We start from the raw sequence: 26,143 nt of genomic DNA on the forward strand, positions 1-26,143 counted from the left end.
TACTTGTATATACAAATTAACAGAAAGATAATATACTGCGATGAAAATATGCAGCACAAGTGAGTGACACAACGATGCTCAATCTGTGATCACAAGCTGACTAACCAATCATTATCACACATAAAAACCAAACACAATGAAATACGTTATCACCGGTTCATTGGGCAATATAGGTTTGCCCGTAACTAAAGCACTATTAAAAGCAGGACATGATGTAACAGTCATCACATCTAAACAACAAAATGTTGAAGCTATTGAAGCATTAGGTGCAAAAGCTGCAGTAGGTTCTGTTGAAGATGTAGATTTTCTTACCAAAACTTTTGCAGGCGCAAACGCTGTGTACACAATGGTTCCGCCAAATTTTGGTGCAGCTGAATGGAAGAAATGGATCGGAAGTATTGGCAAAAATTATGCTGATGCCATTAAAGCAAACGGCATAAAATATGTTGTAAACCTTAGCAGCGTTGGCGCACACAGAGAGAATGGCGTTGGTCCCGTAAGTGGTTTGCATCTTGCAGAAGAAGCGCTCAATAGTTTAACTGACGTAAACATCAAACATCTTCGCCCTGCGTACTTCTATCAAAATTTATTTAGCAATATCGGGCTTATAAAAAATGCCGGAATTATTGGTTCAAACTTTAATGTAACAGGCAACAAATTTGGTCTTGTTGATCCTTCAGATATCGCCGCCGTTGCTATCGAAACTTTACTTCAATTGAATTTCACCGGGCATTCTATTCGCTATATAGTAAGTGATGAAGTTTCTACAAATGCTATTGCAAACGAAATTGGTAAAGCAATCGGAAAGCCAGACCTGGCCTGGGTTTCATTCACTAATGAACAAGCTTATGATGGAATGAAACAAGCAGGACTTCCTGAAGAGATTACAAAGAACTATGTTGAAATGGGCGAAGCCGTTAACTCAGGAATCATGTATGAAGATTACTGGAAAAATCATCCTTCAACTTTAGGGAAGACAAAACTTGCAGACTTTGCAAAGATCTTTGCAGCAGCTTATAACGCTAATTAATTTTTTATGAAGTGAGCTGAACAATCATTATTCAACACTTGTTGTGTCACTCACTTGTACGGCAACAATTTTATTCAGCAAATGCACAAATAATGAAAGCAGTTTTTATAAAAGAGAAAGGATCATTTGACGATGTAGTTGTAGAGGAAATTGGTAAACCTGTTATTGCTGCGGATGAAGTATTGGTAAAAATAAAAGCAGCCGGAGTTAACCCAGTAGATTGGAAAGCAACCTTGAATGGATATTTTAATCCACCACATATTCTCGGCAGCGATATAGCAGGAACAATTGAAGCAATAGGAAACGAAGTAAAGAACTACAAAGTCGGCGATGAAATAATCGGATCATTAGAATGGGCAAAGCAAAGTGCCTTTGCTGAATTTGTTGCAACAAAAGAAAAATACATTACATACAAACCAAAGAATCTTTCTTTCGCAGAATCAGCAGCAGTGCCGCTTGCAGCATTAACAGCATGGCAGGGTTTATTTGATCACGGCAATTTGCAGAGTGGACAAAAAGTGGTCATTCACGCAGCAGCAGGTGGTGTGGGTTTGTTTGCATTACAATTTGCAAAATGGAAAGGCGCGTATGTTGTTGCTACTGCATCTGAAAGAAATATTGATTTTCTAAAATCAGTTGGTGCAGATGAGGTGATTGATTACACAAAATATAAGCTAACCGATAAAACAAGCAATGCAGATGTTGTTTTTGATAGCGTGGCTACGCCTGAGGTACAGCTCGAATCTTTTAAAGTATTAAAACCTGGTGGAAAATATGTCTCTATAACCGCAGGGCCAAGAGAAGAATTACTGAAAGGATTTGATATCAGCGCCACCAGGTTTTTATTTATCTCTAATCCTGAACAATTAAGACAAATTGTTCAATTGATAGAAGAAGAAAAAGTAAAAGTATTTGTAGAAAAAACTTTTCCGCTTACAGAAGCGAAAGAAGCATTAATGCATGTGCATAAAGGAAGAACAAGAGGAAAGGTTGTATTAACCCCCATCCCCTAAAGGGAGTTTGGAATAGCCGTTGCTGATTCCAAAAACATCGAAGCAAGAATGTGAAATCATGCATTCAAACTTTTGAAAAAATAATCAATAGAAGCTCTTTGAATTTTTGATCGTTGTTGTCGCCATTATAACAGGAAGTACAAGTGAGTGACACAACGAAGATGCCATATAAAACAAAAGCTGGTATCCAAAAGAAAAACTAAAGAATAATTATCACAAACTAAACAGAAGAATTATGTCACAGAAAGTAGCATTGGTAACAGGTGCCAACAAAGGCATTGGTTACGAAACAGCAAAACAGTTAGCAAAGGAAGGCGTTACAGTAATTGCAGCAGCAAGAAACGAAGCAAAAGGTAAAGCTGCAGCAGAAGAGTTGAAACAACAGGGATTGAATGTAGAATTTTTAAAACTTGATGTTGACAATGATGCAGACATTGATGCAGCATACAATTACATCGACAATAAGTATGGCAAACTTGATATTCTGATCAACAACGCAGGTATTCAGGTTGAAAGCAATAGCTGGGCAGAGAATACTGCAGAAAATATCGGGGAACAGGTTTTAAGAGAAACATTAGATACAAACTTTTTCAGTGTCGTAAAACTGACAAACAAGCTGTTGCCGCTGATTAAAAAAAGTAAAGCTGGTCGCATAGTTAACTTAAGCAGTATTCTTGGATCATTAAACTTGCATGCAGATCCAACATCACCAATCTATGATTCAAAGCTGTTTGCGTATGACACATCTAAAACAGCGTTGAATTCATACACGGTGCATCTTGCACATGCTTTGAAAAACACGGGAATAAAAGTAAATGCCGCGCATCCTGGCTGGGTTAAAACAGACATGGGTACAGATGCCGCGCCAATGAATGTACAGGATGGCGCTAAAACATCAGTTGAACTGGCATTAATAGATGACAATGGTCCTAACGGAAAATATTTACATCTCGGCCAGGAATTACCATGGTAATTTGAATTGTAAGTTCAGCATAAACACAACGTCTATATAATTATGGAAGCAGTAATTAATGAAGCTATAAGAAATCATGTAAGTACAACCTACACAGACAGGGGAATGTATTACGATGAGTACCGCAGGCTTATCGATGCATTTTTGATGGTGGGAAAATCTACTGCAAAAAGAGAAAGCGAAAGTCTTGTAGAATACAGCAAACTCAACGTGGTTCGCATGAACCGTTTAGATAAAACAACAGAAATAATACCGGAATTGCGTGAGAGGATCAGTGAGATATCTGCGCCGCAAACATGGCTGGTGCTTACAGAAGGTTGGTGTGGTGATGCGGCGCAGATCGTTCCGGTTTTAAACAAGATCGCAGAACTCAACAGCAATATTCAATTGAAATTTTTGTTGCGTGATGAACATCTTGAGTTAATGAACCAATATCTTACAAATGGAAAAAGTCAAAGCATTCCAAAGTTGGTTGTACTTGATGAACACAACAACGAATTGTTCAACTGGGGCCCACGCCCACATGCTTTGCAGGAATTGTTTTATCACATGAAAGCAAATGCAATGAACAACGATTCTATAAAAGAAGAAATTCATAAATGGTATGCAAAGGATAAAACAGTAAGCATACAAAAAGATTTGTTGGCTTTGCTGCAAGACTCATTATAAGAATCTTTAGAATGGTTACAGTGATTGAAGGGCATTGATTTATTTCAATGCTCTTTTTTTATGTAGTAAACTTTTGGATTGCCATGAAGCTTTTGTTGCGTCGCACACTTGTACGTTCAAAACAATGATGGACTTTCAAAGGGCATGTTTTTGCACTGAAGAGATTTTATAAGAATTTCTACAACTTCAAATTGCGGAGCAGACCAACTTACGCAGCTATCCTTTTTGTAGCAATAGCTGCGTGAAAGTTTGAGTTATAACGATGCGGGACATTGTAAGAAAGAAAACGAACAGGGCTTTATGCAGGTCGGGAATTAGTATTCCGTCTGCCGATAACCGGCTGCTAATTGAAAATATGTACAAAAGCTGATAGTTATTCGTCTGCTGGAACTAAAGCTGGGATTTGCAATTAGCTGATGTTACAAGGTCAAGCCCAACTTGCATAAAACTCAATGTTAGCGGTTGTTTTTGATGTCCTCGTAATGAAATTTTGTTGTGTCGATATCTGTCCATGGGTTGCCAATAGGATTAATTTTATGTTGATAAATCTCGTCAATTCCCATACCTGTCCTATATGTTAGCAAATGCTTACATTTTTTTTCTTCTAAGGTATAGCTGACATAATCACTTAAAACTCCTTTTTTGTCATAATGATTAAATACATCGGCAGTAAAAAATATTTTTCCTTTACTCTTATAAATTAGTTGCTCTTGTGGTTGCTGGCTTGAGTCTGGCAATTCGTTGTCATTGTCCCCGGAAATAAGTTCGGTAAAGTTTTTAATTGTTGAAGTGTCAACGGTTTTAAAAACAAACGTGTCTTTAGAATAATAAACAATATTAAGTTCGTCACACTTATTAAAGAACGATTTGAATTCTTTGCTTTGCTCTGTCTTTGTTTGACAAGATTGATAAAATAAAAGTGTCGCTATACAAGCTATTAAAATCTTCATGGTGTGTCAAATAAAATAACCGCTTACGATTGTATTGCCGCTATAAATCTATAAACAATTATTGATTATCAGTGCAAATTGATAGCGCAAATCCAATTGTCGACTTTCGTTTTTAAACGTTTCTAAACGTTTAAAAACGGCTTGCTTTAATTTTTTGTTTTGTTACTATTATGTTATGCTTCAATAAAGCCGCACATAGCATCCATTGCACAAGAGTGCGACGCAACAGGCGATGCTATAAAATGCTGCAGCCGGGTTAAAAAAATCAGTTCCTGGTATTAAGATGATCTTATCAAAAATGTTACGCATTACAGCTAAACAATTGATTTTGTACGTATAAAACTTTTCTTGCAGAAAGGCCGTTCATACACGTATCTTTATATACTTCAAAAGCCGGAATATATTCACTGCACAGGAAACGATCACCAGCCGTTTTTTAAATTTTTTTCTTCACTTAAAATAAAGGAGGTCTTATGTTTGCACGACTCACTTTTATCGGTGTTCAATCTAATAAAATGGAAAATCTTCGAAAGATCTTTAACGAAGAAATTGTTCCTGTAGTGAAAAGCCAAAAAGGCAACCTGGGTATCTGGTTGCTGGAACCCACCAATGAAAACGATGATTTCATTTCTCTTACCGAATGGATATCAAAAGCAGATGCTGATGCTTACGAAGCAACCGGCACCTACAGGGCGCTGGTTGATAAGGTAAAAGACATGTACAAAAGCAAACCCGTATTAAAAACGTACAATTTGGCAGAAACAAAAATCATGGTTAATGCTTAATTTTTATTTACTGCCTTAATTGTTATCGTGCATCTAACCACCCGGAACAACAGCATTGTTCCGGGTTTTTTATAGATATACAGTTCATGTATTTAAAATGGCAATTCAATCAGTGGCATAATTTTCTTTTTTTGCCTTGATGCATATTTGCATAATATAATCACCAGGATCACATGAAAAAAATAACATTTGCTTTTATCTTAGCCATCACTTTTTCCCAGGCAAAAGCACAAACACCGGATAGCGTTCGAATTTTCCTCGACAGCGCATTGAACATTTTACAGCACAATTCTATCTATACGGATAAAGTAAACTGGAAAATTGTAAGAGACAGCACTTACTTACTTGCAAAAGATGCAAAAAATTATAATGACACAAGATCAGCATTGCAATTTGCATTCAACAGTTTGGGAGATAAACATGGCTGGCTTGTGTTAGATGACCAGGAATATCGTAACCCAAATTTTAAACCTGATACTTCACGCATCAGCGATAATATAAAATATGTTGCCTCAAAAGGCCCGAAACTTTATAATGGAATTATCGATAACAAATTTGCGTATATCTCTATTCCTTTTTTTGGCGGGCAAACTGCTGAAGCAATGGCAAACTTTGCACAGCGCATACAGGATTCTCTTTGTAAAAATGTAACAACGGAAACCAAAGGCTTTATCATTGATCTTCGTTTGAATGCGGGTGGTAACATGTTTCCTATGTATGCAGGCATCAGCAATATTTACGGTGATGGGTTAGTGTCAGAAACAAAAGACAATAAAGGAAATACAACCGGTAAATCTTCCATCAAAGGAAATGGTATACTTATTAATGACAGTATTTTCACTGCACTAAAAAACAATTGCGGCGATTTTAGTAAATATCCTGTTGCGGTGCTTATTGGTCCTGTAACAGGAAGCGCAGGCGAATGTCTTGCTGCCGGTTTACATGCAAGATCAAATACAATACTGATTGGTGAAGTAACTGCGGGTTATACAACAGGTAACCTCGGTTTTCTTTTGCCAGGTACCAATAACGGTATCGTTATCGGTGTTGATGTACTAAGAGATAAAACAGGAAAAGAATATTTGGAAAATGTAAAACCGGATGTAGAAATAATTGGCGATGATTTCTTTGGCCAGGCTAATGATAAAAAGATACAAGCTGCAGTTAAATGGTTAAATGAAAAGATGCAATAGAAAAATTGCACTGCAGCTAATATTGAAAAGAGCATTCATTTATTTCAATGCTCTTTTTTATGTACTTAACTGCAATGCTGCTATTAAGCTTTCGTTGTGTCACTCACTTGTACGTTCTGTTCATTGTTTAGTCAAAGATAGCACTGGTGCAAAGCAAGTACAATGGCTGAGAGACTAAGAGAAAATTAAAAAAATAATCATGAATTAGAATTAATTTAGAATAAATTTTTTTATGGCACAAAATCCTCAAAAGCTAACGATAGATTCGGTATCAGAATGGAGCAAATGGATAACCGGTTTAAGTATGTTTTCTCTTTCCGGTTGTGTAAGTGTGCTGCTTACAAAAGGCGTTGCTGCTGCCAACATTACAAATATGAAACTTGCTATCGCCTTTTTCCTGTTAACGATACTTACATCGTGGTTCATACAAATATTTGCCGCAGAATTAAAGCAACATATTCCTCAACAACTTGATGCCGCTGCTGCAATAAATATATTTTCTTTTAGTACTGCAAAAAGGTGGTTTAAAAGATTTGTATTTGCAGAAATGTTTTTCTTTCTTTTATCATTGTTGTTTTTGTTAATATGGATATGGAACCTTCCTGCAAAAGCTCCAACACCTGCTGCCACAAGTCAAATTGAAGTGATCATTTATCAGGATTATTTAGTTGCGTAAACTTTTCTATTTACAAAAAATTTACGGCTCACTATTGCCATGTATGTGAGCATTGCATTTTTTATTCCATAAGTTTGTATGATAAACAATAACAACTATGAAATACAAATTACTGGGAAGAAGCGGATTAAAAGTATCAGAATTATGTTTGGGCACCATGGGCTTTGGAACAGAAGCAGGCTGGGGCGCAGACAAACAGACAAGTTTTGAAATAATGGAAGCCTATGCAAATGCGGGTGGTAATTTTATTGATACCGCAAATATTTACAAAGTTGGTACAAGTGAAAAGATCATAGGTGAATTTGTAAGTAACAGAGACCGTGATTATTGGGTTATTGCAACAAAATATTCTTTGAAGGATAATGAAACGAACCCAAATGCAAGTGGTAATAACCGCAAAAATATGATGCGCAGTGTGGAAAAAAGTTTGAAACGTTTGCAAACTGATTTTATTGATATTCTTTACCTGCATATATGGGATGACCTTACACCCATTGATGAAGTGATGCGTGGACTTGATGATTTGATAAAACAAGGCAAAGTAATTTATGCAGCCATCAGTGATACACCTGCATGGATCGTTTCAAAAGGTAATACCATAGCTGAATTGATGGGCTGGAGCCAGTTTGTGGCGCTTCAGGTTGAATATAGTTTATTGCAACGTACACCTGAACGTGATCTTATTCCTATGGCAAAACATTTTGGTATGACGCTTACGCCATGGGCGCCGCTTGCCGGTGGTGCACTTACCGGAAAATATTTGCGCGGAGATAAAGGCAGAATAAAAGAAGGTAGTAACAGGCTTAATGAAAACAGCCAGCGCATAACAAAAGAAGTTATAGCTGTTGCGGAAAAACTTGGTGCAGAGCCCTCACATGTGGCATTGAAGTGGACGATGCAGCAAGGTTATTCTTCTATACCAATTGTTGGTGCTACAAAGCTCCAGCAACTAGAAGAAAATTTAAAAGTAATTGATGTTGTAATTCCTGATGAAGACATGCAACGTCTTGATGAAGTAAGTAAAATTGATCTTGGTTTTCCCGGAAATTTTTATAAAGAAGAAGGAGTGAAGCTGAATAACTTTGGTGGTTTCTATAATAAAATAGAGAAAAGAAACTCGTTATAAAACTATAAATAAAAAAAGCGTTGCCTGTGACAGCGCTTTTTTTATTTGATCTATTCAAACTATCGTTTAAAAAAATAATCCGCTAACTTTCCCTTAAATAACCAACTTGCAATTCCCCGTTGAAATAACGATCGGCTCAACAAAAATTTTGCTGCATAGTATTATGGAGCCACTCGCTTTTTTTATTGGCTTCAGGTATTTTATGTTCCTGAGAAAAAGGCAGGGTGATGTAATTCATTCAGAAAACCGTGTTTGGATTTTGATCGGCGCCATTTTCGGTGCGCTGCTCGGCAGTCGCTTAATGGGTGGTTTGGAAAACGTTTCTGCATTGATGCAATCAGCTAATAAGTTCGTGTACTTCTATCAAAATAAAACTGTGCTGGGTGGGTTTCTTGGTGGTTTACTTGGCGTGGAGCTGATAAAAAAGATCATCAAAGAAAAACATGCATCCGGAGATTTATTTACTTATCCAATGATACTCGCACTCATTATTGGCCGCATTGGTTGTTTTAGTATGGGCGTGTATGAAGAAACGTATGGTTCACCAACAACATTACCATGGGGCATGCATCTTGGCGATAGCCTATTACGTCATCCCGTTTGTTTGTATGAGATCATTTTTTTATTACTGCTTTGGATATCACTCGTTCAAATAGAAAAAAAATTCACATTGCAAAATGGCGCAAGATTCAAGCTCTTTCTTATAGGTTACTGTTTCTTTCGGTTCATGCTCGACTTTATAAAACCAACCTACACGTCAATACTTGGTTTATCAACAATACAAATCACAAGCTTGCTTGGAGTAGTATATTACTATCATTATATTATCAATCCGAAAAAATTAATTGAAAACAAAGTAAAAATAATCATGAGCCCGGCTCCAGAACATGTGTGATGCATCGTTGCGTCGCACGCTTGTACGGTTAGATCATTTGGGAGCTGGGTTTACAAGGTTCACGCATTTATGAGGTTTATACGCTATATAACATTAAACATGAAACTTGTGAACTTGTAAACTCTTAAACAGGCCTAAAACTATAAACTCAAAACGATAAACTTTTATATGCCCGAACGTCCTTATACTTATTACGACTTCACGCTAAGCCTTTGCCCGCAATGTTTACGGAGAGTTGACGCAAAAATTGTTTTTGAAAACAACAATGTTTTCATGTTAAAGAATTGCCCTGATCATGGTTTTCATAAAGTACTTATTGCAACAGATGTGGAATATTATAAGAACATCCGCAACTACAATAAACCAAGTGAAATGCCTTTGAAGTTTAACACGAAAACACATTATGGCTGCCCGTATGATTGTGGTTTGTGCCAGGATCATGAACAGCATAGTTGTTTAACGGTAGTAGAAATAACTGATCGTTGCAATCTTACCTGCCCCACCTGTTATGCCATGAGTTCTCCACATTATGGAAGACACAGAACAATAGCGGAAGTGGAGCATATGTTTGATATTATTGTTGCCAATGAAGGAACGCCTGATGTGGTGCAGATAAGTGGTGGTGAACCAACTGTGCACCCTGATTTTTTTGAGATACTTGACATTGCAAAAGCGAAACCCATTAAACATTTAATGATCAACACCAATGGCATTCGTATTGCAAAAGATAAAGAATTTGTAAGAAGGCTTGCATCTTACATGCCCGACTTTGAAATTTATTTACAATTCGATTCCTTCAAACCGGAAGTGTTGAAAACCTTGCGTGGACAGGATTTGACAGATATTCGAAAAAAAGCGTTGGAGCATTTGAATGAATTCAATCTTTCAACAACATTGGTTGTTACATTGCAAAAGAGTTTGAACGATGATGAGATTGGTTCTATTATAGAATATGCATTAAAACAACCTTGTGTAAGGGGAGTAACATTACAACCCACACAAATTGCAGGAAGGCTGGAGCATTTTGATCCGGCAACAGATAGAATAACGATGACCGATGTGCGGCAGAAAATTCTTGATCAAACAAATATTTTTCAGCCGAATGATCTAATTCCTGTTCCCTGCAATCCCGATGCGTTGGTAATGGGTTATGCATTAAAACTTGCCGGGCAGGTTTTTCCAATGACACGTTATGTTGATCCTGCCATTTTGCTTAACAACAGCCGCAATACCATCGTGTATGAACAGGACGAACAATTGCATGCACACATGCTAAAGATTTTCAGTACTGGAATTTCTGTAGACAGAGTAGATGATAATGTAAAAGAGCTGCTTTGTTGTTTACCACACATCCATGCGCCGGGCTTGAGTTATGACAATTTATTTCGTATCATTATCATGCGTTTTATTGATGCCTGGGATTTTGATGTAAGAGCCATTAAGAAAAGCTGCGTTCATATTGTACATAAAGATGGAAGAATAATTCCGTTTGAAACAATGAATATGTTTTACAGAGATGAGAAGGAAGAGATTGTAAAAAGATTGCAACTTGAAAATGTGTAGATATGAGAAAATAGCTACGCTTATGTTTTCTTTGGCTGGTATTACGCCTGTCATTTGGATGAATGTTACAAGCACTGATCGTTATAAATTTATTGCTTTAGGCATACTGATCATTTTTATATTTGTTTTACTGATTGTTTTATCGTCAATATTATTGCCTTTTGAAAAAACAAGACCTTATGGCAAATCAGCACTGTTGAGTGCAGCTATTGTTTTATTAATTGGACTTTCAGTTTGTACTTTATAATTCACTACTATGAAATCTTTTCAAAAAGTAATGCTTATCAATATTGGTATAGCTATTCTAATAACAATACTGATCATTGTAGCAAATAACTCAACATTTTTCGGTGCCGGTGAAACCGCACTTGCATTTGGTATTGTGTGTTTGGGCAGCGGCATCATTAATATTGGCATCGGCTTTATACTTTTACTTGCAGGCAATAAAGAATGGCGCAATGGTTTTTTACTAAGTGGCGCAGCTTTGTTATTGCTAAGTGGTATTTCATGCGGCGGCGGCGCTGCATTTGCATAAAAGTTTCGCTTTGCTGAATAATATTCAAAGCGCAGAAGTGTGCGACGCAACAAAAGCATCCTATTTATTCTTCAGCACGGTTCATAAAAAACTACTAATAAAAAGGTTGCTCAGAAGAGCAACCTTTTTTATGATTAGAAATTATTTTCATCCGCACTTGGTCCATAACTTCCGGGAATCGGAATATTCAACAAACGCAAATACACGCCGAGTTGCGCACGGTGATGCACTGTTTGGCAGAACGACATACGGATCACTTCATACTTTGTACGAACACTGTGAATTTTTTCTCCTGTGCGCAGTGTCCAGTTGGGAAGCAAATCATCTTCACTTGCTTTTTCCAGCGCCGCTTTGCCTTCAGCAAAACTTTTTTCAAAAATAGCCAGCAGTTCTTCAGTGCTGCTTACAGGCGTTGGCGTATAATCCATGCCTTCAAAATTCAGTTCATTGGTGTTGAGTGTCATGGCTACCCATGATGGCAATTCAGCAATATGCACCGTAAGGTTGCGCATAGCCATACTTTTTTCGTGTGGCTTCCAGTCAAATTTATCTGCAGGTACACGTTGCAGCATTTTGCGTGTAGTTACGGCTTCTTCTTCCATTTCTTTTAATAACAGCGGAATAATTGATAGTGACATAAATAATAATTTTTGTGTGATTGATAGAACAAAGTAAATGCGGGGTTGTGACAGCCCTATGTCAGCAGTGTTTTATTATTTTAAATTTTGTTTTGAACCCGGCAAAACTTTTCATGGCATCAACTGTTGCGTCGCACGCTTGTACTTCCGGTTCATTATTCCGGAAGGGAAGAAGGTTCACATATACATTCCTTCTTTTATATAAAATTCTCCTGTTAACTTTAGCGGTAATTAATCACCCTTTCATGAGATCAATAGCTATACTTCTTTTATGTACAATAGTTACTGTTACTTCTTTTGCACAAACAACAACTGTAAAAAAACTTGATGCAACTTTTGCGCAACTGTATAAAACAAACCGTTTCAATGGAACTGTGTTATATGCAGAGAATGGAAAAGTATTGTATAAAAAAGCTTTTGGAGTAACTGATTACAGAACCAATCAGCCGTTAACTACACAATCTTCTTTTAACCTGGCTTCTGTAACCAAACAGTTTATTTGCATGAGTATTTTAATGCTGCAGGAAAAGGGTTTATTGCAGATTGATGATGATGTTAAAAAATACATCCCTGAATTGCCTTATACCAATATTACCATCCGCAACCTGATGACACACACTTCAGGCATTCCGGAATACTTTGATATTTTTCAACGTTATCGCGGCACATTGGATACACTTACCAATGAAATGATGATCCAACAGTTTGTGCAATACAAACCTGCATTGGATTTTGAAACAGGCACAAAGTGGAATTACTGTAATACCAATTATGTTTTACTGGCCAGTATTATTGAGCGTCTATCCAAAGAGTCTATAAAAAATTTTATCAGTAAACATATCACAGAACCATTGGGTATGAAAGATACTTATGTGTACACAGATATAATGCCTGCAGTTCCTGCCAATCATGTGTATGGATTTTCTGAAGAGAATGGCAAACGCGTAGTGAACGACCTTACCAATATGGATGGGGTAGTGGGAGATGGTAATTTATATTCTTCAGTTGAAGATTTGTTTAAATGGGATCAATCTTTATATACAGAAAAGCTGGTAAAGAAAACAACACTGGAGCAGGCATTTAAACCGGTGCATTTAAAAAATGATTCTACTTATCCATATGGTTTCGGCTGGTTCATCGATAAAGAAAATGAGCGTTACACACATACAGGTGGCTGGGCAGGTTTCAGGAATATTATTTGCCGTGATGTAAAAAATAAACACACACTGATCGTTTTAAGCAGTGGTGATAATACATTGGGCATACAAGCTGCAAAAGCGATCTTCCATAATGATACCGTAAATATTCCTGCCACATTTCTTATTACTAATGTAAAATTAATTGATGGTACAGGTACACCTGCACGTAATGCTGCTGTAAGAATAGAAGATAATACGATTCTTGCAGTGGGCGATCTTAAACCTTTTGATGGAGAAACAGTGATCGATGGAAATGGGAAAGTACTGGCTCCGGGTTTTATAGACAGTCACAGCCACCTTGAAGGATCATTATCAAAATATCCTGAAGCTATTGCTGCATTGAACCAGGGTATTACTACGATCGTTGCAGGCCAGGATGGAGAAAGCGATCCTGTTGATAGTATTAAAGCGGAATTCGAAAAAGTTCCTGCAGCCATCAATGTTGCTACTTATACGGGTCACACAACTATAAGAGAAATGGTGATGGGTGCAGATAATTTAGGCAGACCTGCTTCTTCGGCAGAACTTGAAAAGATGAAAATATTATTAAACGCTGAATTACAGAAAGGTTCATTGGGGCTCTCATCCGGCCTGGAATATGAAGGCGCATTTTATAGTAACCGTGATGAAGTAATTCAATTGGCAAAAACGACTGCAGAACAAAAAGGAAGATATATCAGTCATATCAGAAGTGAAGATATTACGATGTCTGATGCAGTTGATGAGATCATCAATATTGGCCGTGAAGCGAAACTGCCGGTGCAAATTTCACATATCAAAATTGCATTGAAAGATGATTGGGGTAGTGCAGCAGATCTGTTGGCACAACTGCAACATGCACGAGCACAAGGCATCGATATTACTGCTGATTGTTACCCGTATGAATTCTGGAACAGTACATTGCGTGTATTATTTCCTAAGAAAGATTTCACCAGTATTGAAGGTGCAAACTTTGCGGTGGATCATCTCTTCGATCCGGAAGGCTCAGTGCTGGTGCGGTTTGCAGCCGATACAACTTACAAAGGCAAGACAATAGCTGCTGTTGCAAAGCTGCGTAATGAAACGCCTGCCCAAACCTTGTTATATCTTATCGCTGCATCTGAAGCGTTTGAAAAAACACATCCCGGTGTTGATGCAGAAACAGTAATGGGCAAATCAATGACAGATGCAGATGTCATTGATTTCTTATCCTGGCAACATACCAATATCTGTTCGGATGGTGCACTGGGTGGACATCCACGAGCCTATGGCGCATTTACAAGAGTGCTGGGCAATTATGTTCGTGATAAAAAGATCATGTCACTTGAAACAGCTATTAATAAAATGACGGCACTTTCAGCAGAACATGTCGGTATAAAAGATCGGGGTATTGTTGCAGCAGGTTATTATGCCGATCTTGTGTTGTTCGATCCGGCAACTGTAAAAGACAATGCCGGCATTAATGATCCAAAAGCTTTATCGGATGGTATTGTAAAAGTTTGGGTGAATGGTGTATTGGTGTACGAGGATAAGCAATCAACAAAAAAATATCCCGGTGTTTTTATTAAGCGATAATTTTTGTACGGGCCTGGTTTTTCATAGCATCGTCTGTTGTGTCACTCACTTGTACGTTTGGAAGAAGAGGCAACAAGGCAATAAGGCAGTAGGCAATGAGTAAAGCCTTATTGTTCACTATTCATTGTTCATTTGTATTCACCAGTACAAGAGTGCGACGCAACGAAAGTTTAATAGCATTACAAATGTTCGGCTCATAAAAAATATAAAAGTGTCAGCAATAAATCAACAACCAAAAGCAATCATATTAACAGACGGATTATTGCACATGAGCGATGCAAAAACTGCGCATGGGTTGATCCGTGGTACAGAGCGTTATGAAATTGTAGCAGTAATCGATAGCGTACACGCTGGTAAAGATGCAGGTGAAGTGCTGGATGGTAAACATCGCAACATTCCTGTGTATGCAGATGTAGATGTTGCTGTGAACAATATTGCAGGCATTCGTTATTGTATTATTGGTGTGGCGACAGTTGGTGGTATTTTACCAAAACATTTTTTACCGATTATTGAAAGCTGCATACGCAAAGGCATTTCAATAGTAAACGGATTGCATGATTTTTTAAATGATATGCCATCAATTGTTGCGCTTGCAAAAGAAAATAATGTGGAGCTGATTGATGTGCGCAAACCCAAAGCAAGAAAAGACCTGCATTTCTGGTCGGGTGAAATTTTTTCTGTTACAGCACCTGTCATTGCTGTAATCGGAACTGATTGTGCATTAGGGAAACGTACTACTTGCAGGTTAGTGAAACAGGCGTGTGCATCTGCAAACATCAATGCACAAATGATCTATACCGGGCAAACAGGTTGGTTGCAAGGCGGACAATATGGTTTTGTTTTTGACTCTACGATTAACGATTTTATTTCAGGAGAACTGGAGCATGCAATAGTAAGTTGCTGGAAAGAAACCAACGCTGAGGTGTTGTTGATAGAAGGGCAATCTGCCTTGCGAAATCCAACAGGGCCATGCGGTTCAGAGATACTGGTATCGGGCAATGCAAAGCATGTGATACTGGTGCATGCGCCTAAAAGAAAATATTATGAAGATGTAGTGGGGTGGGGAGAGATACATTCTGTAGCATCAGAAATTGAACTCATAAAAATGTATGGATCGAAAGTTATTGCGCTTGCATTGAACACAGAACATTGCAGTGATGAAGAAGCCTTGCAATTTCAACAGCAGTATGAAATAAAACTGAAATTACCTGTATTACTTCCATTACAACAGGGCGTAGAAAAAATTACCCCGGTTATCAAATCATTGATGAAAGACTAACATATGAAAATTGTTTCTGTAAAAGCATACCTGCAAAAGCTTCCTCTGACAAAGCCTTATACTATTGCTTATAAAACAATCGTAAATACTGAAATAGTTTTTCTTGAAATAGAATTAGAAAATGGCATCGTAGGTATCGGAGCTTCAAATCCTTTTGAAGATGTTGTTGGCGAAACACCTGCACATACACTGCTCAACCTGCAAAGTGATTTTATACAAAACTTAGTTGGAAAAGATATTCGTCATTTTAATCAACTGATTGATGATACGGCAAAATATTTTCCGCATTTGCCGGGGACTATTGCAGCTGTGGATATTGCATTGCATGATGCGTTTTGTCAACGGTTGCAGATACCTGTTGTGGACTTTTATGGAAGAAAAGTAGATGCATTGCCAACATCCGTTACAATTGGTATAAAGGCAACTGCAGAAATGATCGGAGAAGCCAAAGCCAACTATGCTGCGGGTTTCAGAATCTTGAAAATAAAAACAGGGTTGAATGTTGAAGAAGATATTGAACGTGTAACAAAACTTGCGGAACAGTTTGGTAACAACATGCGTATTCGCGTAGATGCCAACCAGGGTTATACATTGGAACAATTACAAACATTTATTCAGCAAACAAAAGCATTAAATATTGAACTGATAGAACAACCATTGCCAGTTGGTAAAGAAACTTTACTCCAACAACTAAGTGCAAAGGACAGAAAATTAGTTGCAGCAGATGAATCATTATTGGATGCTACAAAAGCTATGCAGCTTGTACAGGAGCCGCCACCATTTGGCATATTCAATATTAAACTGATGAAATGCGGTGGCATAAAAGGTGCGTTGGAAATTGCAACAATTGCGAGGAACAGTAACATTGATTTATTCTGGGGTTGTAATGATGAAAGCATAGCCAGTATTGCTGCAGCCCTCCATGCGGCATATGCATGCAGCAATACAAAATATCTCGATCTTGATGGTAGCTTTGATCTTAGTAAAGACCTTGTAGAAGGTGGCTTTATAATAAAAGATGGGTATATGCATTGCAGTGAATTTCCCGGATTGGGTTTGAAGAAAATTAACTGATCTATATATACTGCTTAGCCGAATTTATAACCTGTAAGTCATCATTGTTTTTTATCAATGCTTTTATCAATACTGCTTCCCAAAAGATAACCTGCTGCTATACCTAATGCAGCACCTGCAAGCATTACCACAAAGTTTTCATTGTTTGCTAAATAAGCAACAATAAAACCCATAACACCGCCAACTATGGCAAGTATAACTGCTGTCTTTTTTCTTGTCGCCATCGTTGTACGCTCATGATGCAAATGTTGTTGTGCTGCTGCGTGTTTATTATGCAGGTATTGCTTGTGTTTGGCGCGGTGATGTGGGTTTGCCATTTTTATTTTCAAGTTACGTAAAATTGTATTCAATGATTTTTAAATCTTATAAGACCTGAAAGCTTCTTAGCAATTTCGATAATAAAACCACGGGTGCCATTTGCACGGCAGATGAAAGTAATGCGACGCAACGAAGATGCTATGAAAAACTACTGACGGTAACAAAAAAATAGCGCAGTAATCATTAGTTAATTACTGCGCTATTTTAAAATAATAAATGAATAAGTGGTTACAGGAATAACCGATATCTATTTTACTGCAATCAGATCAGATGTTTCTGTATGAAAACCTGTCTGCACTTTTTTAGTCATTAAGCCATTAAAGAAATCTGCGGTAGCATTTGCACGGAACTTTGCAGTATAAACACCATGACCGCCATTGGGATCTATATAAGCTTCTGCAGGAACACCTAAAGAAACAAGGCGGTTATACAAAGGTTTAGCACCATAACATTGATAAAAATTAGGGCAGTTATAAAAATAACTTACATCATAAGGAACCACATTATCTTTTTCGCCATGAAAAAATATGGTTGGAAGCGCATTATTTTTTGTAACAAGAAAAGGACTGTTTAATCCGCCCCACATGGCAGCAATGCCTTTGATATTGCAATTGGTGGTTAAGTTGTTTCCGTAATTATTAAGCAGACCCAAGGAGTCTACCATATTGCCAAAGAAAATATTTGCAGAATCCTGTGGATAATAATTTGTAGCGAGTGATAAAATGCCACCCGCACTGGAACCGCTGATAAATACCCAATTAGTATCTGCAGCATATTTGTTTGCATTAGCTGCCAGAAAACGCAATGCTGCATGTGTATCCTGAAGTGCACGGTAAACAGCAACTTTTACAGCACTGGTATCTTCACTGCAGGGATCTTTTCCTTTATCCCAACCGGTGCGGTAATTAATGGAAGCAACGGCAAAACCTTTATCAGCCAGCATTTCGCAAAAAACTTTACCATCTTCTTTCTCGCCTACACGAAAACCACCGCCATGTATAAAAACTGTAAGCGGATATTTTTTACCATCGCCGGCAGATTTTGGAAGGTAAAGATCAAGGTCTATATTTTCTTTCTGTCCATTGTGATCTGTATTTTCTGCAAACACAATATTGGTCATTGTTTTGCCTTTGAAATCATACGTTTCTTCTGCGTGCTTTTCTTTCTTTTGATGGCAGGAGAACAGTAATGGAAAAAAAACAAAAGTTGTAATAATTGCTAACAGGTATCTTCTCATATTGTTTGCAGCAGGTTTTTGGATGAGGATTATTTGGGGCGCAAGATAAACCGTATCAGCCAGTAAAAGGTGAAATGGAATTATACAAGGCTTGCGTTTAACACAATTTTTACAGTAATTTTTTTTGGAGCCGGGCTGCAATACTTTATGCAGCATCGTTGCGTCGCACACTTGTGCTGCTAATTAAATATTCAGCATAAAATACGTTTTACTAATCACTCTCAGAACTGTTACTGCCGGGGTCGATAAACTCAGGCTGATCTTTATACTGTTTATCTTTTTCACTCGGGTATGGGTATTGCTTTTTATCCTGTTGCGTTTTATTGTCTGCAATGGAGTTTGGTTTTCCTTCTCTTACAGGATTTTCTTTACCGGTATTCTTTTTTTGAGCATCAGTGTTTTTCATGATCATAATGTTTGATAACATTGAAATGTTACAATTACCGGGCCGACCGATAATTGGTATAATTTTTCTGGCTTTATCTAAAAAGGAATGATATGATAAGTTACGCGGAAGGAATTTTTACAAGGGAATATTTGGATGGAGACAGGAAGCTATACGCCACTTTTCATCCGGAAGTTATCATAGAAACGAAGGAATATGATGTAACCAACAGGTGGCTGATAGTATTACTGCATCCCGATCTTGGATTGCAAACATTTTTCCTGTTGCGCAATAACCTGATGAACAGGTGGGAAATGGATCAAAATGATAAGAACAAATTAGAAGACGAATTACTGCAATGGTGCGGCGAACAAATTGATACTGAAAAAAAATCAGGCAGTTTATAAATAGTAAAACAATTTGCCATACTGTTGAAAAAGAAAATAAATGGAATTTATTCCACATATTCCCCTTTCATTACAAGTGAGAATTAGGAAAAATTAATCAGCCAATGGTTTTACCATAATATTTTTAAAATACACTTTACTATTGGGATCATGGCCCTGCAATGCAAATGTGCCGCTTGATATTACGCGTTGTTCATCTCCTGGTTCACGTTTTACATTATCTGGTTCGGTATAATCGACCACTGTTTTGTCATTGATCTTTATGATCACTCTTTTGCCTTCTACTTTTACATATTCAGTGTACCATTCATTGTCTTTTACATATACCTCTTTTACATCCTGTATGCCATAAAGGCTTCCTGTTCTGCGCCAGTCTGTGTGCGAATTATTTACCTGCACTTCATATCCTTTTTTTGGCCAACTGCTTTCCTGGTAAGCAGTATGAAAATAAATACCGGAATTAGAACCGGGTGTTGTCATTACATCAACCTTCAACTCAAAGTTTTTGAAGTTATGCTGCATTACATCGCCATTATAAAATAAATGTGCGGTAGGTCCATGCACGATGATCATTCCACTATCTACAGAAAAGGTGGAAGCATTCTCACCAACTTTCCAGTTGCTGATAGACTTGCCATCAAATAAAGAGATCCATTTGTTTTGCTGGTCATGAATGATAGTAAAAGAGAAAAGTACAGTGCTTACAAGCAGAATAGCGATTATTTTTTTCATACTGTATATCGTAAGATTAATTAATGCAATGAAGCTAATGCTTTTTGTTGGATGTGGTTTATTCCATTCGCTTCATTTTTTTACAATTTGTACCACGTGTAAATACTGCATATAGAAACTGTACAATTACTCATGACCTGCAGTACGCACAGACGTATGAAGGTTGGGTAGCGGTCTGACGGCTTTGAGCCGCCTGACCGCTATCATATTGTTGCATAGAATTACCTTCAGATGAAGAGTGCGACGCAACGAAAGCTTCATGCATATTCTGCAGCCCGGTACATAAGCAATTCAACGATAATAATTTTTATTCACTATTTTCATTACTCTAAATAAGTCTTATGTATAAATATTGCTTTGCTGCTTTAGCTGTTGTATTTTTCTTCGCTGCATGCCAGACAGTCAAACCTGTTGTATCAAAAGAAGAATGGGAGCCTTTATTTAATAAAAAGGACCTTACGGGCTGGGATATAAAAATTGCCGGTCACGACCTGAATGAAAATTTCAACAACAACATTTATGTGAAAGATAGTATGATCGTTGTTGATTACAGCAAGTGGGAAAAATTTACGAAAGAGTTTGGGCACGTATATTACAAAACACCTTTCTCTTATTATAAAATACGGGTGGAATATCAATTCTATGGCAAACAACTTACCGGCGGCCCCAGTTATGCATATCTCAACAGCGGTGTGATGTTGCATTCACAATCTGCTGCATCAGTTGGTAAAGAGCAAACGTTTCCTGTATCGCTGGAGCTGCAATTGCTGGCAAATGATTCTGCTACCAAAGTGCATACCGGCAATCTTTGCACGCCGGGTACAATGGTTAGTATAAATGGCAAGCCAGATAATGCGCATTGCATTGATTCAAACTCACCTTACTATGATGAAGATGCATGGGTAACTGCAGAAGCTGATGTATATGGAGATTCGGTTATTCACCACATTATAAACGGAGACACTGTTTTAACGTATGAGAAACCTGTAATAGCAGGTGATTTTGTGAACAGTGCTTTCAATTTTACTTTCGGTGGTTTTGGTGCAGACTCTGCACAGTGGATACAAAAAAAGGGAATGCCGCTTTCATCGGGCTATATTGCATTGCAGGCAGAAAGTCATCCTATCATGTTTAGAAAAGTTGAATTGCTAAACCTCGAAGGTTGCATGGATAAAAATGCACTCAACTATAAATCTTATTATATAAAAGCAGACAAATCAAAATGCCGGTACAAATAATATGCATACAACCGAACAGGTAATAGCGCAGACGAAAAAGTGGATCACTGATGTGGTGATCGGTTGTAATTTTTGCCCCTTTGCTGCAAGAGAAGTAAAGCGAAACAGTGTTAATTATATTGTTGAAGAGAGTAATGATATAGCCACCTGCCTGCATACTTTTATACAGGAATGTGTACGCATGGATAATGATGCAGCAACAGAAACAAGTTTTATTATTTATCCAAATGCGTTTGAGAATTTTGAAGATTATCTCGATCTCGTTTCACTGGCAGAAACATTGCTCGAACGCCAGGATTATGAAGGCATTTACCAGGCGGCCAGTTTTCATCCGCAATATAGTTTCCAGGATGCTGCAACAGATGATGCCGCCAATTATACCAACCGTTCCATTTATCCCATGTTGCATATTCTTCGTGAAGAAAGTGTAGAGACAGCGCTTGATCATTATGCAGATCCCGAAGATATACCCGAACGCAATATTAAGTTTGCCCGTGAGAAAGGTGTAGCTTATATGAAGCTGTTGAGAGATTCATGTTTGTGATTTTTTGGGCCCGGCTACAGTGCTGCTATAAAGCTTTTCTTGCGTCGCACTCTTGTACGTTTGGAGTGATAATGAGCAGGAGAGGGTACGAGTAATTTGATTTATGAAATAAGTTGATATTGATAATTCTTTATAGATTTATTTTGTGAATACAAGCATTGTCGACGAATTTATGTACTACAAATTGCGTAGCGATTCATTCTCACTTTACTATCACTTTTATAATTATGACATTTAAGTTTTGGAATTGGAACAAAAAGAAAAGTAACACGGTTGTTCTTGGAAAAGAGTTGGCCGAGGCAACACAACGAGAAAAGCAGCGAATAGAGAAAGGTAATTACTCGCCTTCTCCACTGCCCGATTTTGATTATTCGAAGTGGCCTGATGAACAATCCTTAATCAATCCGATTCGGAACGAACTTGATAACATACTTGTAGCGCTAACTGGGGAATTTGAACTAGCTGATGAGAGCAGGAAGGAGGAACTCCGAACTTCTATCAACCAAGACAATATTTACACCTTGTTGGAATTCATTCGTCGAACGATACTTTTTGGTGTTCGAAGCCAAGATGCAACTGACATTCAAAATGGCGTTATTGCCATTGCTATGATCGAAGCCGAACGATGTGATTATAGAGACGTGTTGGTAGCATTAAGTTTTCTCTTCTTTGGCATTCATCAACTGAATTTGAACGAGACAATGTTATTTGATAAAGCAAAACAACTTGCTCAAGGAAAGACTAAACAATTGATTGAACAGTTTCAGCAAAGACCCACTGGCAGTAAAACGACTGAGGCCTTTGGTTATACGGCTATTCAAACCAGCCACGGTATAAGCTTTATTCGAACAAACACTGCACGTTATAATCCAGAAAAAAATCTAATAAACATTTTGTTTGATTTCGAAGATGTTCTTGCAAAAGATAAATACTGGAAAAAAGAAATAACCTTGGAGGGAAATATTTCGCCATATTGGGTAAGCGCTGAAGGGGACAAACAGATGGAAGGTCTTCTTTTCAACTCTACCGGGTGTGTTTCTTTGAAAGCAAACCTCAAAACAGAATACCACCCAAAAGCTGACCTTCAAAGACTCTATATCTATTTAGCTGAATACAATGATGTGGAAAGTCTGAAGGCACTAATGTACAAAGCCAATGCTAGGACTTCAGAAGGGATTGTTCGACTGTGCTTTATAGAAGGCAAAATTTTATGCTTGGTCATTCAACGGGCAATTATGGTTGGAGTAAAGGAATTTGAAACAAGTGAAAGTTTATGCCGGTTTGAAAACCTTCTTCGAGAATTAATCAAACAAGCTTGATCCATATAGCGTAACATTTATCCCAAAAACACACCATGCAGTTTGATCCAAACAATAAGGTAATTCAACTCTGTGCCAAAGGAATGGAAATGGAAGCAGCGCAAAAACCTGATGAAGCGAAAGCTTTGTTTCTGCAGGCATGGAATGAAGCATCCAATGACTTTGAAAAATTTACCGCCGCACATTATGTTGCACGGCACCAGTCAACAACAGAAGATAAATTAGAGTGGGATAAAACAGCGTTGTCATTTGCGTTGAAAATTGATGATGGGAGTATGGAAGCACATTACCCTTCACTCTATTTAAATATTGCAAAGTGTTATGAAGATTTAAAAGACTTTGACAATGCAAAGAAAAATTACGAAACTGCTTTATCTTATTCAATTCATTTGCCGGATAATGGGTATGGAAAAATGATCAGGTCAGGAATTAACAATGGTATCCAAAGAGTTCATGAACGCTAAGGAGTACTTATCGTTTCATAAGTTTTTTTTCTGTGCATTCTTCCCGCAATAATACTGATGATAAACAATTGCACCGCATGAAACAACATCAGCGGAAGCAACACCAGTCCTGAATTTGCAGCATTGGCAAATAATACTTTCGACATTACCGAACCATGCACCAAAGATTTTTTTGAACCGCAGAATGTAGCAGTGATCTTGTCTTCTCTATTAAATTGCAATGCTTTTGTTGTAAGTGTTATAATGCCGTAAACTATAAACAATAATGCTGTTACCATTACCAGTAAAGCCAAAAGATAAATCGGTTCAAAACCTTTAAATACACCTTCGTAAAAAGATTCACAGAAAGAGCAATACACAATCAATAAAATAACAGACTGATCAAAAAGCTTTAGTCTTTTCTTATTAGCTTCTGCAAACCTGCCAAATTTTTTATGCAGCAATAAGCCAATTACCACAGGCAGCAATACCTGTAATAATAATTTTCCAATTACATGACTAAGATCAATACTGCCGGATTGTTGCTCTAAAAAAAGGCTCATCCAAATGGGTGTAATAAAAACACCCAGTAAACTGGAAATACTTGCATTGAATATGGCCGCAGGTATATTGCCCTGAGCAACAGAAACCATAACAACCGATGATGAAACAGTAGAAGGCAAAGCTGCCAAAAAGAAAAAAGGCAACCATACCTGTTGCAGGAAATCTGTACTAAAAAGCGGTTTCAGTAGAATAATGATAAGAGGAAAAAGGATAAACGTACTCGTATGTATGACGAGATGTAATCTTGTATTGGTTAATCCTGCTCTTAATTTTTCAGGGCCTAATTGTAAGCCATATAAAAGAAAGATAACAGATACACCAATGTCCGCGATCTCATCTAAATGAAACGGGCTTCCTTTAGTACCGGGATATGGAAGAAAATATGCAATGCCAACCACTGTAAGCAATGCGATAATAAAAGGATCAATAAGGCTACGCTTCATTTACGATAGTTATTTAGTGAATAGTATTATTCACATGGAAGCTATTTGAAAATTGCTGCAAGATAATTCACGATAATTACATGCTGCCAACAAACATTTACATGGAGATAGCAGCGAATATGTGCTTAGTAGAGAACAGGAAGTACAAGTGAGTGACACAACAAAAGCTCAATAGCAGCAATGCAGCTGGCTACATAAATTCTCTAAGCTTTCATCATAAGATCAAGAAATTTTTTATCCAGTTGATGACCATACCAATCAACATAATCAACATCTGTACGTTTAGAATCGAGCACGCCAAAATCGCCAATAAAATTCCAAACGGCAAAACCAATTTTGTTGGATGAAAGTATGTCCAGTACATCACTGAACCATGCAAGAAAAACATCGTGTGGTGTTTTGTTCCAGCAACCACATTCGCCGCAATGCACACCCACACCACTTTTGGTAAGATCGACCCATGGCTGGTAATATTTCTCCAGCATTTCGCGACTTAAATATTTATCACCAACCTGCCCCGGCCATTTTGGTTCGGGCATATGCTCAGGATCTTTATTTGCCCATGGCGCTTTGTAATGCGAGATAAGCCCGGGATTATAACCACGGCAACTTTGTGCAATATCAAGATCAGTAATTTCTGTGATAACACTATTACCCACATTGTTGCCGTCTGCAATAACAAGATGATTTGGATTTTCTTTGCGAATAGCTTCCGCTGCTGCTTTGGCAACTTTGCGATAAATATCTCCGGGCACAGCACTTGATTTGGAATGCTGATCATTCATGTCTTCACGCATGCTGGGTTCATTCACCAGGTCGAAACTTATTTTTTGTGATGATACATTTTTGTAACGCTTTGCCCACATGTTCCAGTGAAAATAAAATGCCTGTTGTGCCGCATCATCTTTCCATAGATTATATGGTTCATAAAAACCTGCATTAATACAATAGCCTGGCGCACGGTGCAGGTTAAGACTTACATGCATATTGTATTTGTGTGCCATTGCGACGAGGCTGTCTATTTTATCAACAGCAGCATCATTGATATGATATATTTCTTCCGGCATAATGTTGCGGCTTCTATCGAATGTGAGATAGGAAGGATAAGCAATAGGAATACGCACAAAATCAAAACCCCAATCATGCATCCATTTAAAATGCTCCTCCTGTGTAAAAAGCTTGTCATCAGCGGGTTTTGGCGAAAAGAAATCGAGTAAATTGAAACCTTTCCATTTCGGAAGTTTGTTGGTTGTTTGTGCAGGTGATGCGGTTATGTTTTTTGTGAGTGCTAATCCTGCTGCAATTAACCCTGTATGTTTTATAAATGTACTGCGTTTCATAATTTGTACTTTTGTATTCCA

General features: G+C 37.7%; 28 protein-coding genes. 20 read left to right on the plus strand and 8 right to left on the minus strand.

Translation table 11 applies throughout. The annotated features are described in order from the left end of the window. Window positions 1-136 precede the first annotated feature (136 nt). The 4 genes from FRZ67_RS20035 (at window position 137) to FRZ67_RS20050 (ending at window position 3,685) form a co-directional block, all read left to right on the plus strand. A complete protein-coding gene (locus FRZ67_RS20035; RefSeq protein ID WP_147192356.1) occupies window positions 137-1,030 on the plus strand; it encodes an NmrA family NAD(P)-binding protein in 894 nt (297 codons plus the stop codon). 92 nt (window positions 1,031-1,122) lie between these two features. Then, window positions 1,123-2,043, plus strand: a complete 921-nt coding sequence (locus FRZ67_RS20040) for an NADP-dependent oxidoreductase (protein ID WP_147192357.1) — start codon at window positions 1,123-1,125, stop codon at window positions 2,041-2,043. A 235-nt stretch (window positions 2,044-2,278) separates the two neighbouring features. Beyond that, the gene (locus FRZ67_RS20045; protein WP_147192358.1) at window positions 2,279-3,016 is read left to right on the plus strand and encodes an SDR family oxidoreductase; all 738 of its coding nucleotides are present in this window, start codon (window positions 2,279-2,281) and stop codon (window positions 3,014-3,016) included. A gap of 42 nt (window positions 3,017-3,058) precedes the next feature. Further along, on the plus strand, window positions 3,059-3,685 hold the full coding sequence (locus FRZ67_RS20050; protein WP_225975412.1) for a thioredoxin family protein: 627 nt from the start codon (window positions 3,059-3,061) through the stop codon (window positions 3,683-3,685). Between the two features lie 455 nt (window positions 3,686-4,140). Here FRZ67_RS20050 and FRZ67_RS20055 read toward each other — a convergent pair whose 3' ends face one another. Continuing rightward, window positions 4,141-4,635, minus strand: a complete 495-nt coding sequence (locus FRZ67_RS20055) for a hypothetical protein (protein WP_147192359.1) — start codon at window positions 4,633-4,635, stop codon at window positions 4,141-4,143. Between the two features lie 473 nt (window positions 4,636-5,108). Between FRZ67_RS20055 and FRZ67_RS20060 the strand changes: the two genes are divergently transcribed. The 8 genes from FRZ67_RS20060 (at window position 5,109) to FRZ67_RS20095 (ending at window position 11,408) form a co-directional block, all read left to right on the plus strand. After that, window positions 5,109-5,420, plus strand: a complete 312-nt coding sequence (locus tag FRZ67_RS20060; RefSeq protein WP_147192360.1) for an antibiotic biosynthesis monooxygenase family protein — start codon at window positions 5,109-5,111, stop codon at window positions 5,418-5,420. Between the two features lie 173 nt (window positions 5,421-5,593). Further along, window positions 5,594-6,613: a S41 family peptidase gene (locus FRZ67_RS20065; RefSeq protein WP_147192361.1), complete on the plus strand. Its 1,020-nt coding sequence runs from the start codon at window positions 5,594-5,596 to the stop codon at window positions 6,611-6,613. Window positions 6,614-6,845: 232 nt separating this feature from the next. Beyond that, the gene (locus FRZ67_RS20070) at window positions 6,846-7,289 is read left to right on the plus strand and encodes a hypothetical protein (RefSeq protein ID WP_147192362.1); all 444 of its coding nucleotides are present in this window, start codon (window positions 6,846-6,848) and stop codon (window positions 7,287-7,289) included. A gap of 97 nt (window positions 7,290-7,386) precedes the next feature. Beyond that, window positions 7,387-8,415: an aldo/keto reductase gene (locus FRZ67_RS20075; protein WP_147192363.1), complete on the plus strand. Its 1,029-nt coding sequence runs from the start codon at window positions 7,387-7,389 to the stop codon at window positions 8,413-8,415. Between the two features lie 106 nt (window positions 8,416-8,521). Continuing rightward, window positions 8,522-9,310: a prolipoprotein diacylglyceryl transferase gene (locus FRZ67_RS20080; protein WP_225975413.1), complete on the plus strand. Its 789-nt coding sequence runs from the start codon at window positions 8,522-8,524 to the stop codon at window positions 9,308-9,310. Window positions 9,311-9,478: 168 nt separating this feature from the next. Next, window positions 9,479-10,873, plus strand: a complete 1,395-nt coding sequence (locus FRZ67_RS20085) for a radical SAM protein (protein ID WP_147192365.1) — start codon at window positions 9,479-9,481, stop codon at window positions 10,871-10,873. Continuing rightward, complete coding sequence (locus FRZ67_RS20090; protein WP_158638416.1) at window positions 10,860-11,120, plus strand: hypothetical protein; 261 nt, start codon at window positions 10,860-10,862, stop codon at window positions 11,118-11,120. The genes FRZ67_RS20085 and FRZ67_RS20090 overlap by 14 nt, the downstream gene beginning before the upstream one ends. 9 nt (window positions 11,121-11,129) lie before the next feature. Beyond that, window positions 11,130-11,408 (plus strand): hypothetical protein, encoded by a 279-nt coding sequence (locus FRZ67_RS20095; protein WP_147192367.1) that lies wholly within the window; start codon window positions 11,130-11,132, stop codon window positions 11,406-11,408. A gap of 134 nt (window positions 11,409-11,542) precedes the next feature. Here FRZ67_RS20095 and FRZ67_RS20100 read toward each other — a convergent pair whose 3' ends face one another. Beyond that, on the minus strand, window positions 11,543-12,046 hold the full coding sequence (locus FRZ67_RS20100; protein ID WP_225975415.1) for a DinB family protein: 504 nt from the start codon (window positions 12,044-12,046) through the stop codon (window positions 11,543-11,545). A 245-nt stretch (window positions 12,047-12,291) separates the two neighbouring features. Between FRZ67_RS20100 and FRZ67_RS20105 the strand changes: the two genes are divergently transcribed. The 3 genes from FRZ67_RS20105 to FRZ67_RS20115 all read left to right on the plus strand — a co-directional run bounded on the left by FRZ67_RS20105 (window position 12,292) and on the right by FRZ67_RS20115 (window position 17,152). Next, window positions 12,292-14,799: a serine hydrolase gene (locus FRZ67_RS20105; RefSeq protein ID WP_147192368.1), complete on the plus strand. Its 2,508-nt coding sequence runs from the start codon at window positions 12,292-12,294 to the stop codon at window positions 14,797-14,799. Window positions 14,800-15,010: 211 nt separating this feature from the next. Then, entirely contained in the window at window positions 15,011-16,078 is a 1,068-nt protein-coding gene (locus FRZ67_RS20110) for an N-acetyltransferase DgcN family protein (protein WP_225975416.1), read from the plus strand. 3 nt (window positions 16,079-16,081) lie between these two features. Then, window positions 16,082-17,152, plus strand: coding sequence for a mandelate racemase/muconate lactonizing enzyme family protein (locus tag FRZ67_RS20115; protein WP_147192369.1), 1,071 nt, complete (start codon window positions 16,082-16,084; stop codon window positions 17,150-17,152). Between the two features lie 41 nt (window positions 17,153-17,193). Here the strand turns inward: FRZ67_RS20115 and FRZ67_RS20120 are convergent, their stop codons facing one another. From FRZ67_RS20120 to FRZ67_RS20130, 3 genes are all read right to left on the minus strand, one after another. After that, on the minus strand, window positions 17,194-17,469 hold the full coding sequence (locus FRZ67_RS20120; protein ID WP_147192370.1) for a hypothetical protein: 276 nt from the start codon (window positions 17,467-17,469) through the stop codon (window positions 17,194-17,196). A gap of 248 nt (window positions 17,470-17,717) precedes the next feature. Further along, entirely contained in the window at window positions 17,718-18,707 is a 990-nt protein-coding gene (locus FRZ67_RS20125; RefSeq protein WP_158638417.1) for an alpha/beta hydrolase, read from the minus strand. Window positions 18,708-18,918: 211 nt separating this feature from the next. Continuing rightward, window positions 18,919-19,113 carry a hypothetical protein gene (locus FRZ67_RS20130; protein WP_147192372.1) on the minus strand — a complete coding sequence of 65 codons (195 nt, stop codon included), beginning with the start codon at window positions 19,111-19,113 and terminating at the stop codon, window positions 18,919-18,921. A gap of 92 nt (window positions 19,114-19,205) precedes the next feature. Here FRZ67_RS20130 and FRZ67_RS20135 point away from each other — a divergent pair, with 92 nt between their 5' ends. Beyond that, window positions 19,206-19,499, plus strand: a complete 294-nt coding sequence (locus FRZ67_RS20135; RefSeq protein ID WP_147192373.1) for a hypothetical protein — start codon at window positions 19,206-19,208, stop codon at window positions 19,497-19,499. Window positions 19,500-19,592: 93 nt separating this feature from the next. On the opposite strand, the gene FRZ67_RS20140 is transcribed toward FRZ67_RS20135, so the two are convergent. Continuing rightward, a complete protein-coding gene (locus tag FRZ67_RS20140; protein WP_147192374.1) occupies window positions 19,593-20,231 on the minus strand; it encodes a 3-keto-disaccharide hydrolase in 639 nt (212 codons plus the stop codon). 341 nt (window positions 20,232-20,572) lie between these two features. Between FRZ67_RS20140 and FRZ67_RS20145 the strand changes: the two genes are divergently transcribed. From FRZ67_RS20145 to FRZ67_RS20160, 4 genes are all read left to right on the plus strand, one after another. After that, a complete protein-coding gene (locus tag FRZ67_RS20145) occupies window positions 20,573-21,469 on the plus strand; it encodes a 3-keto-disaccharide hydrolase (RefSeq protein WP_147192375.1) in 897 nt (298 codons plus the stop codon). A 1-nt stretch (window position 21,470) separates the two neighbouring features. Next, entirely contained in the window at window positions 21,471-22,013 is a 543-nt protein-coding gene (locus FRZ67_RS20150; RefSeq protein ID WP_147192376.1) for a DUF1415 domain-containing protein, read from the plus strand. A 227-nt stretch (window positions 22,014-22,240) separates the two neighbouring features. Next, complete coding sequence (locus FRZ67_RS20155) at window positions 22,241-23,332, plus strand: hypothetical protein (RefSeq protein WP_147192377.1); 1,092 nt, start codon at window positions 22,241-22,243, stop codon at window positions 23,330-23,332. Window positions 23,333-23,367: 35 nt separating this feature from the next. Continuing rightward, entirely contained in the window at window positions 23,368-23,796 is a 429-nt protein-coding gene (locus FRZ67_RS20160) for a tetratricopeptide repeat protein (RefSeq protein ID WP_147192378.1), read from the plus strand. On the opposite strand, the gene FRZ67_RS20165 is transcribed toward FRZ67_RS20160, so the two are convergent. Together FRZ67_RS20165 and FRZ67_RS20170 are read right to left on the minus strand one after the other, a co-directional pair. Continuing rightward, window positions 23,793-24,782, minus strand: a complete 990-nt coding sequence (locus FRZ67_RS20165; RefSeq protein WP_147192379.1) for a bile acid:sodium symporter family protein — start codon at window positions 24,780-24,782, stop codon at window positions 23,793-23,795. The two genes, FRZ67_RS20160 and FRZ67_RS20165, sit on opposite strands and share 4 nt — an antisense overlap. A gap of 203 nt (window positions 24,783-24,985) precedes the next feature. Continuing rightward, window positions 24,986-26,122 carry a glycoside hydrolase family 5 protein gene (locus FRZ67_RS20170; RefSeq protein ID WP_147192380.1) on the minus strand — a complete coding sequence of 379 codons (1,137 nt, stop codon included), beginning with the start codon at window positions 26,120-26,122 and terminating at the stop codon, window positions 24,986-24,988. Between the last annotated feature and the right edge of the window lie 21 nt (window positions 26,123-26,143).

It is taken from the genome of Panacibacter ginsenosidivorans, assembly GCF_007971225.1.
GTDB classification, from domain to species: Bacteria; Bacteroidota; Bacteroidia; order Chitinophagales; family Chitinophagaceae; genus Panacibacter; species Panacibacter ginsenosidivorans.

Coding starts and splice junctions, on each gene's coding strand:
- FRZ67_RS20070 (WP_147192362.1), top strand. CDS start 6,846: ATGGCACAAAATCCTCAAAAGCTAACGATAGATTCGGTATCAGAATGG.
- FRZ67_RS20075 (WP_147192363.1), top strand. CDS start 7,387: ATGAAATACAAATTACTGGGAAGAAGCGGATTAAAAGTATCAGAATTA.
- FRZ67_RS20045 (WP_147192358.1), top strand. CDS start 2,279: ATGTCACAGAAAGTAGCATTGGTAACAGGTGCCAACAAAGGCATTGGT.
- FRZ67_RS20150 (WP_147192376.1), top strand. CDS start 21,471: ATGCATACAACCGAACAGGTAATAGCGCAGACGAAAAAGTGGATCACT.
- FRZ67_RS20145 (WP_147192375.1), top strand. CDS start 20,573: ATGTATAAATATTGCTTTGCTGCTTTAGCTGTTGTATTTTTCTTCGCT.
- FRZ67_RS20115 (WP_147192369.1), top strand. CDS start 16,082: ATGAAAATTGTTTCTGTAAAAGCATACCTGCAAAAGCTTCCTCTGACA.
- FRZ67_RS20065 (WP_147192361.1), top strand. CDS start 5,594: ATGAAAAAAATAACATTTGCTTTTATCTTAGCCATCACTTTTTCCCAG.
- FRZ67_RS20050 (WP_225975412.1), top strand. CDS start 3,059: ATGGAAGCAGTAATTAATGAAGCTATAAGAAATCATGTAAGTACAACC.
- FRZ67_RS20055 (WP_147192359.1), bottom strand. CDS start 4,635: ATGAAGATTTTAATAGCTTGTATAGCGACACTTTTATTTTATCAATCT.
- FRZ67_RS20095 (WP_147192367.1), top strand. CDS start 11,130: ATGAAATCTTTTCAAAAAGTAATGCTTATCAATATTGGTATAGCTATT.
- FRZ67_RS20125 (WP_158638417.1), bottom strand. CDS start 18,707: ATGAGAAGATACCTGTTAGCAATTATTACAACTTTTGTTTTTTTTCCA.
- FRZ67_RS20100 (WP_225975415.1), bottom strand. CDS start 12,046: ATGTCACTATCAATTATTCCGCTGTTATTAAAAGAAATGGAAGAAGAA.
- FRZ67_RS20035 (WP_147192356.1), top strand. CDS start 137: ATGAAATACGTTATCACCGGTTCATTGGGCAATATAGGTTTGCCCGTA.
- FRZ67_RS20085 (WP_147192365.1), top strand. CDS start 9,479: ATGCCCGAACGTCCTTATACTTATTACGACTTCACGCTAAGCCTTTGC.
- FRZ67_RS20105 (WP_147192368.1), top strand. CDS start 12,292: ATGAGATCAATAGCTATACTTCTTTTATGTACAATAGTTACTGTTACT.
- FRZ67_RS20170 (WP_147192380.1), bottom strand. CDS start 26,122: ATGAAACGCAGTACATTTATAAAACATACAGGGTTAATTGCAGCAGGA.
- FRZ67_RS20135 (WP_147192373.1), top strand. CDS start 19,206: ATGATAAGTTACGCGGAAGGAATTTTTACAAGGGAATATTTGGATGGA.
- FRZ67_RS20155 (WP_147192377.1), top strand. CDS start 22,241: ATGACATTTAAGTTTTGGAATTGGAACAAAAAGAAAAGTAACACGGTT.
- FRZ67_RS20040 (WP_147192357.1), top strand. CDS start 1,123: ATGAAAGCAGTTTTTATAAAAGAGAAAGGATCATTTGACGATGTAGTT.
- FRZ67_RS20165 (WP_147192379.1), bottom strand. CDS start 24,782: ATGAAGCGTAGCCTTATTGATCCTTTTATTATCGCATTGCTTACAGTG.
- FRZ67_RS20060 (WP_147192360.1), top strand. CDS start 5,109: ATGTTTGCACGACTCACTTTTATCGGTGTTCAATCTAATAAAATGGAA.
- FRZ67_RS20120 (WP_147192370.1), bottom strand. CDS start 17,469: ATGGCAAACCCACATCACCGCGCCAAACACAAGCAATACCTGCATAAT.
- FRZ67_RS20140 (WP_147192374.1), bottom strand. CDS start 20,231: ATGAAAAAAATAATCGCTATTCTGCTTGTAAGCACTGTACTTTTCTCT.
- FRZ67_RS20130 (WP_147192372.1), bottom strand. CDS start 19,113: ATGAAAAACACTGATGCTCAAAAAAAGAATACCGGTAAAGAAAATCCT.
- FRZ67_RS20160 (WP_147192378.1), top strand. CDS start 23,368: ATGCAGTTTGATCCAAACAATAAGGTAATTCAACTCTGTGCCAAAGGA.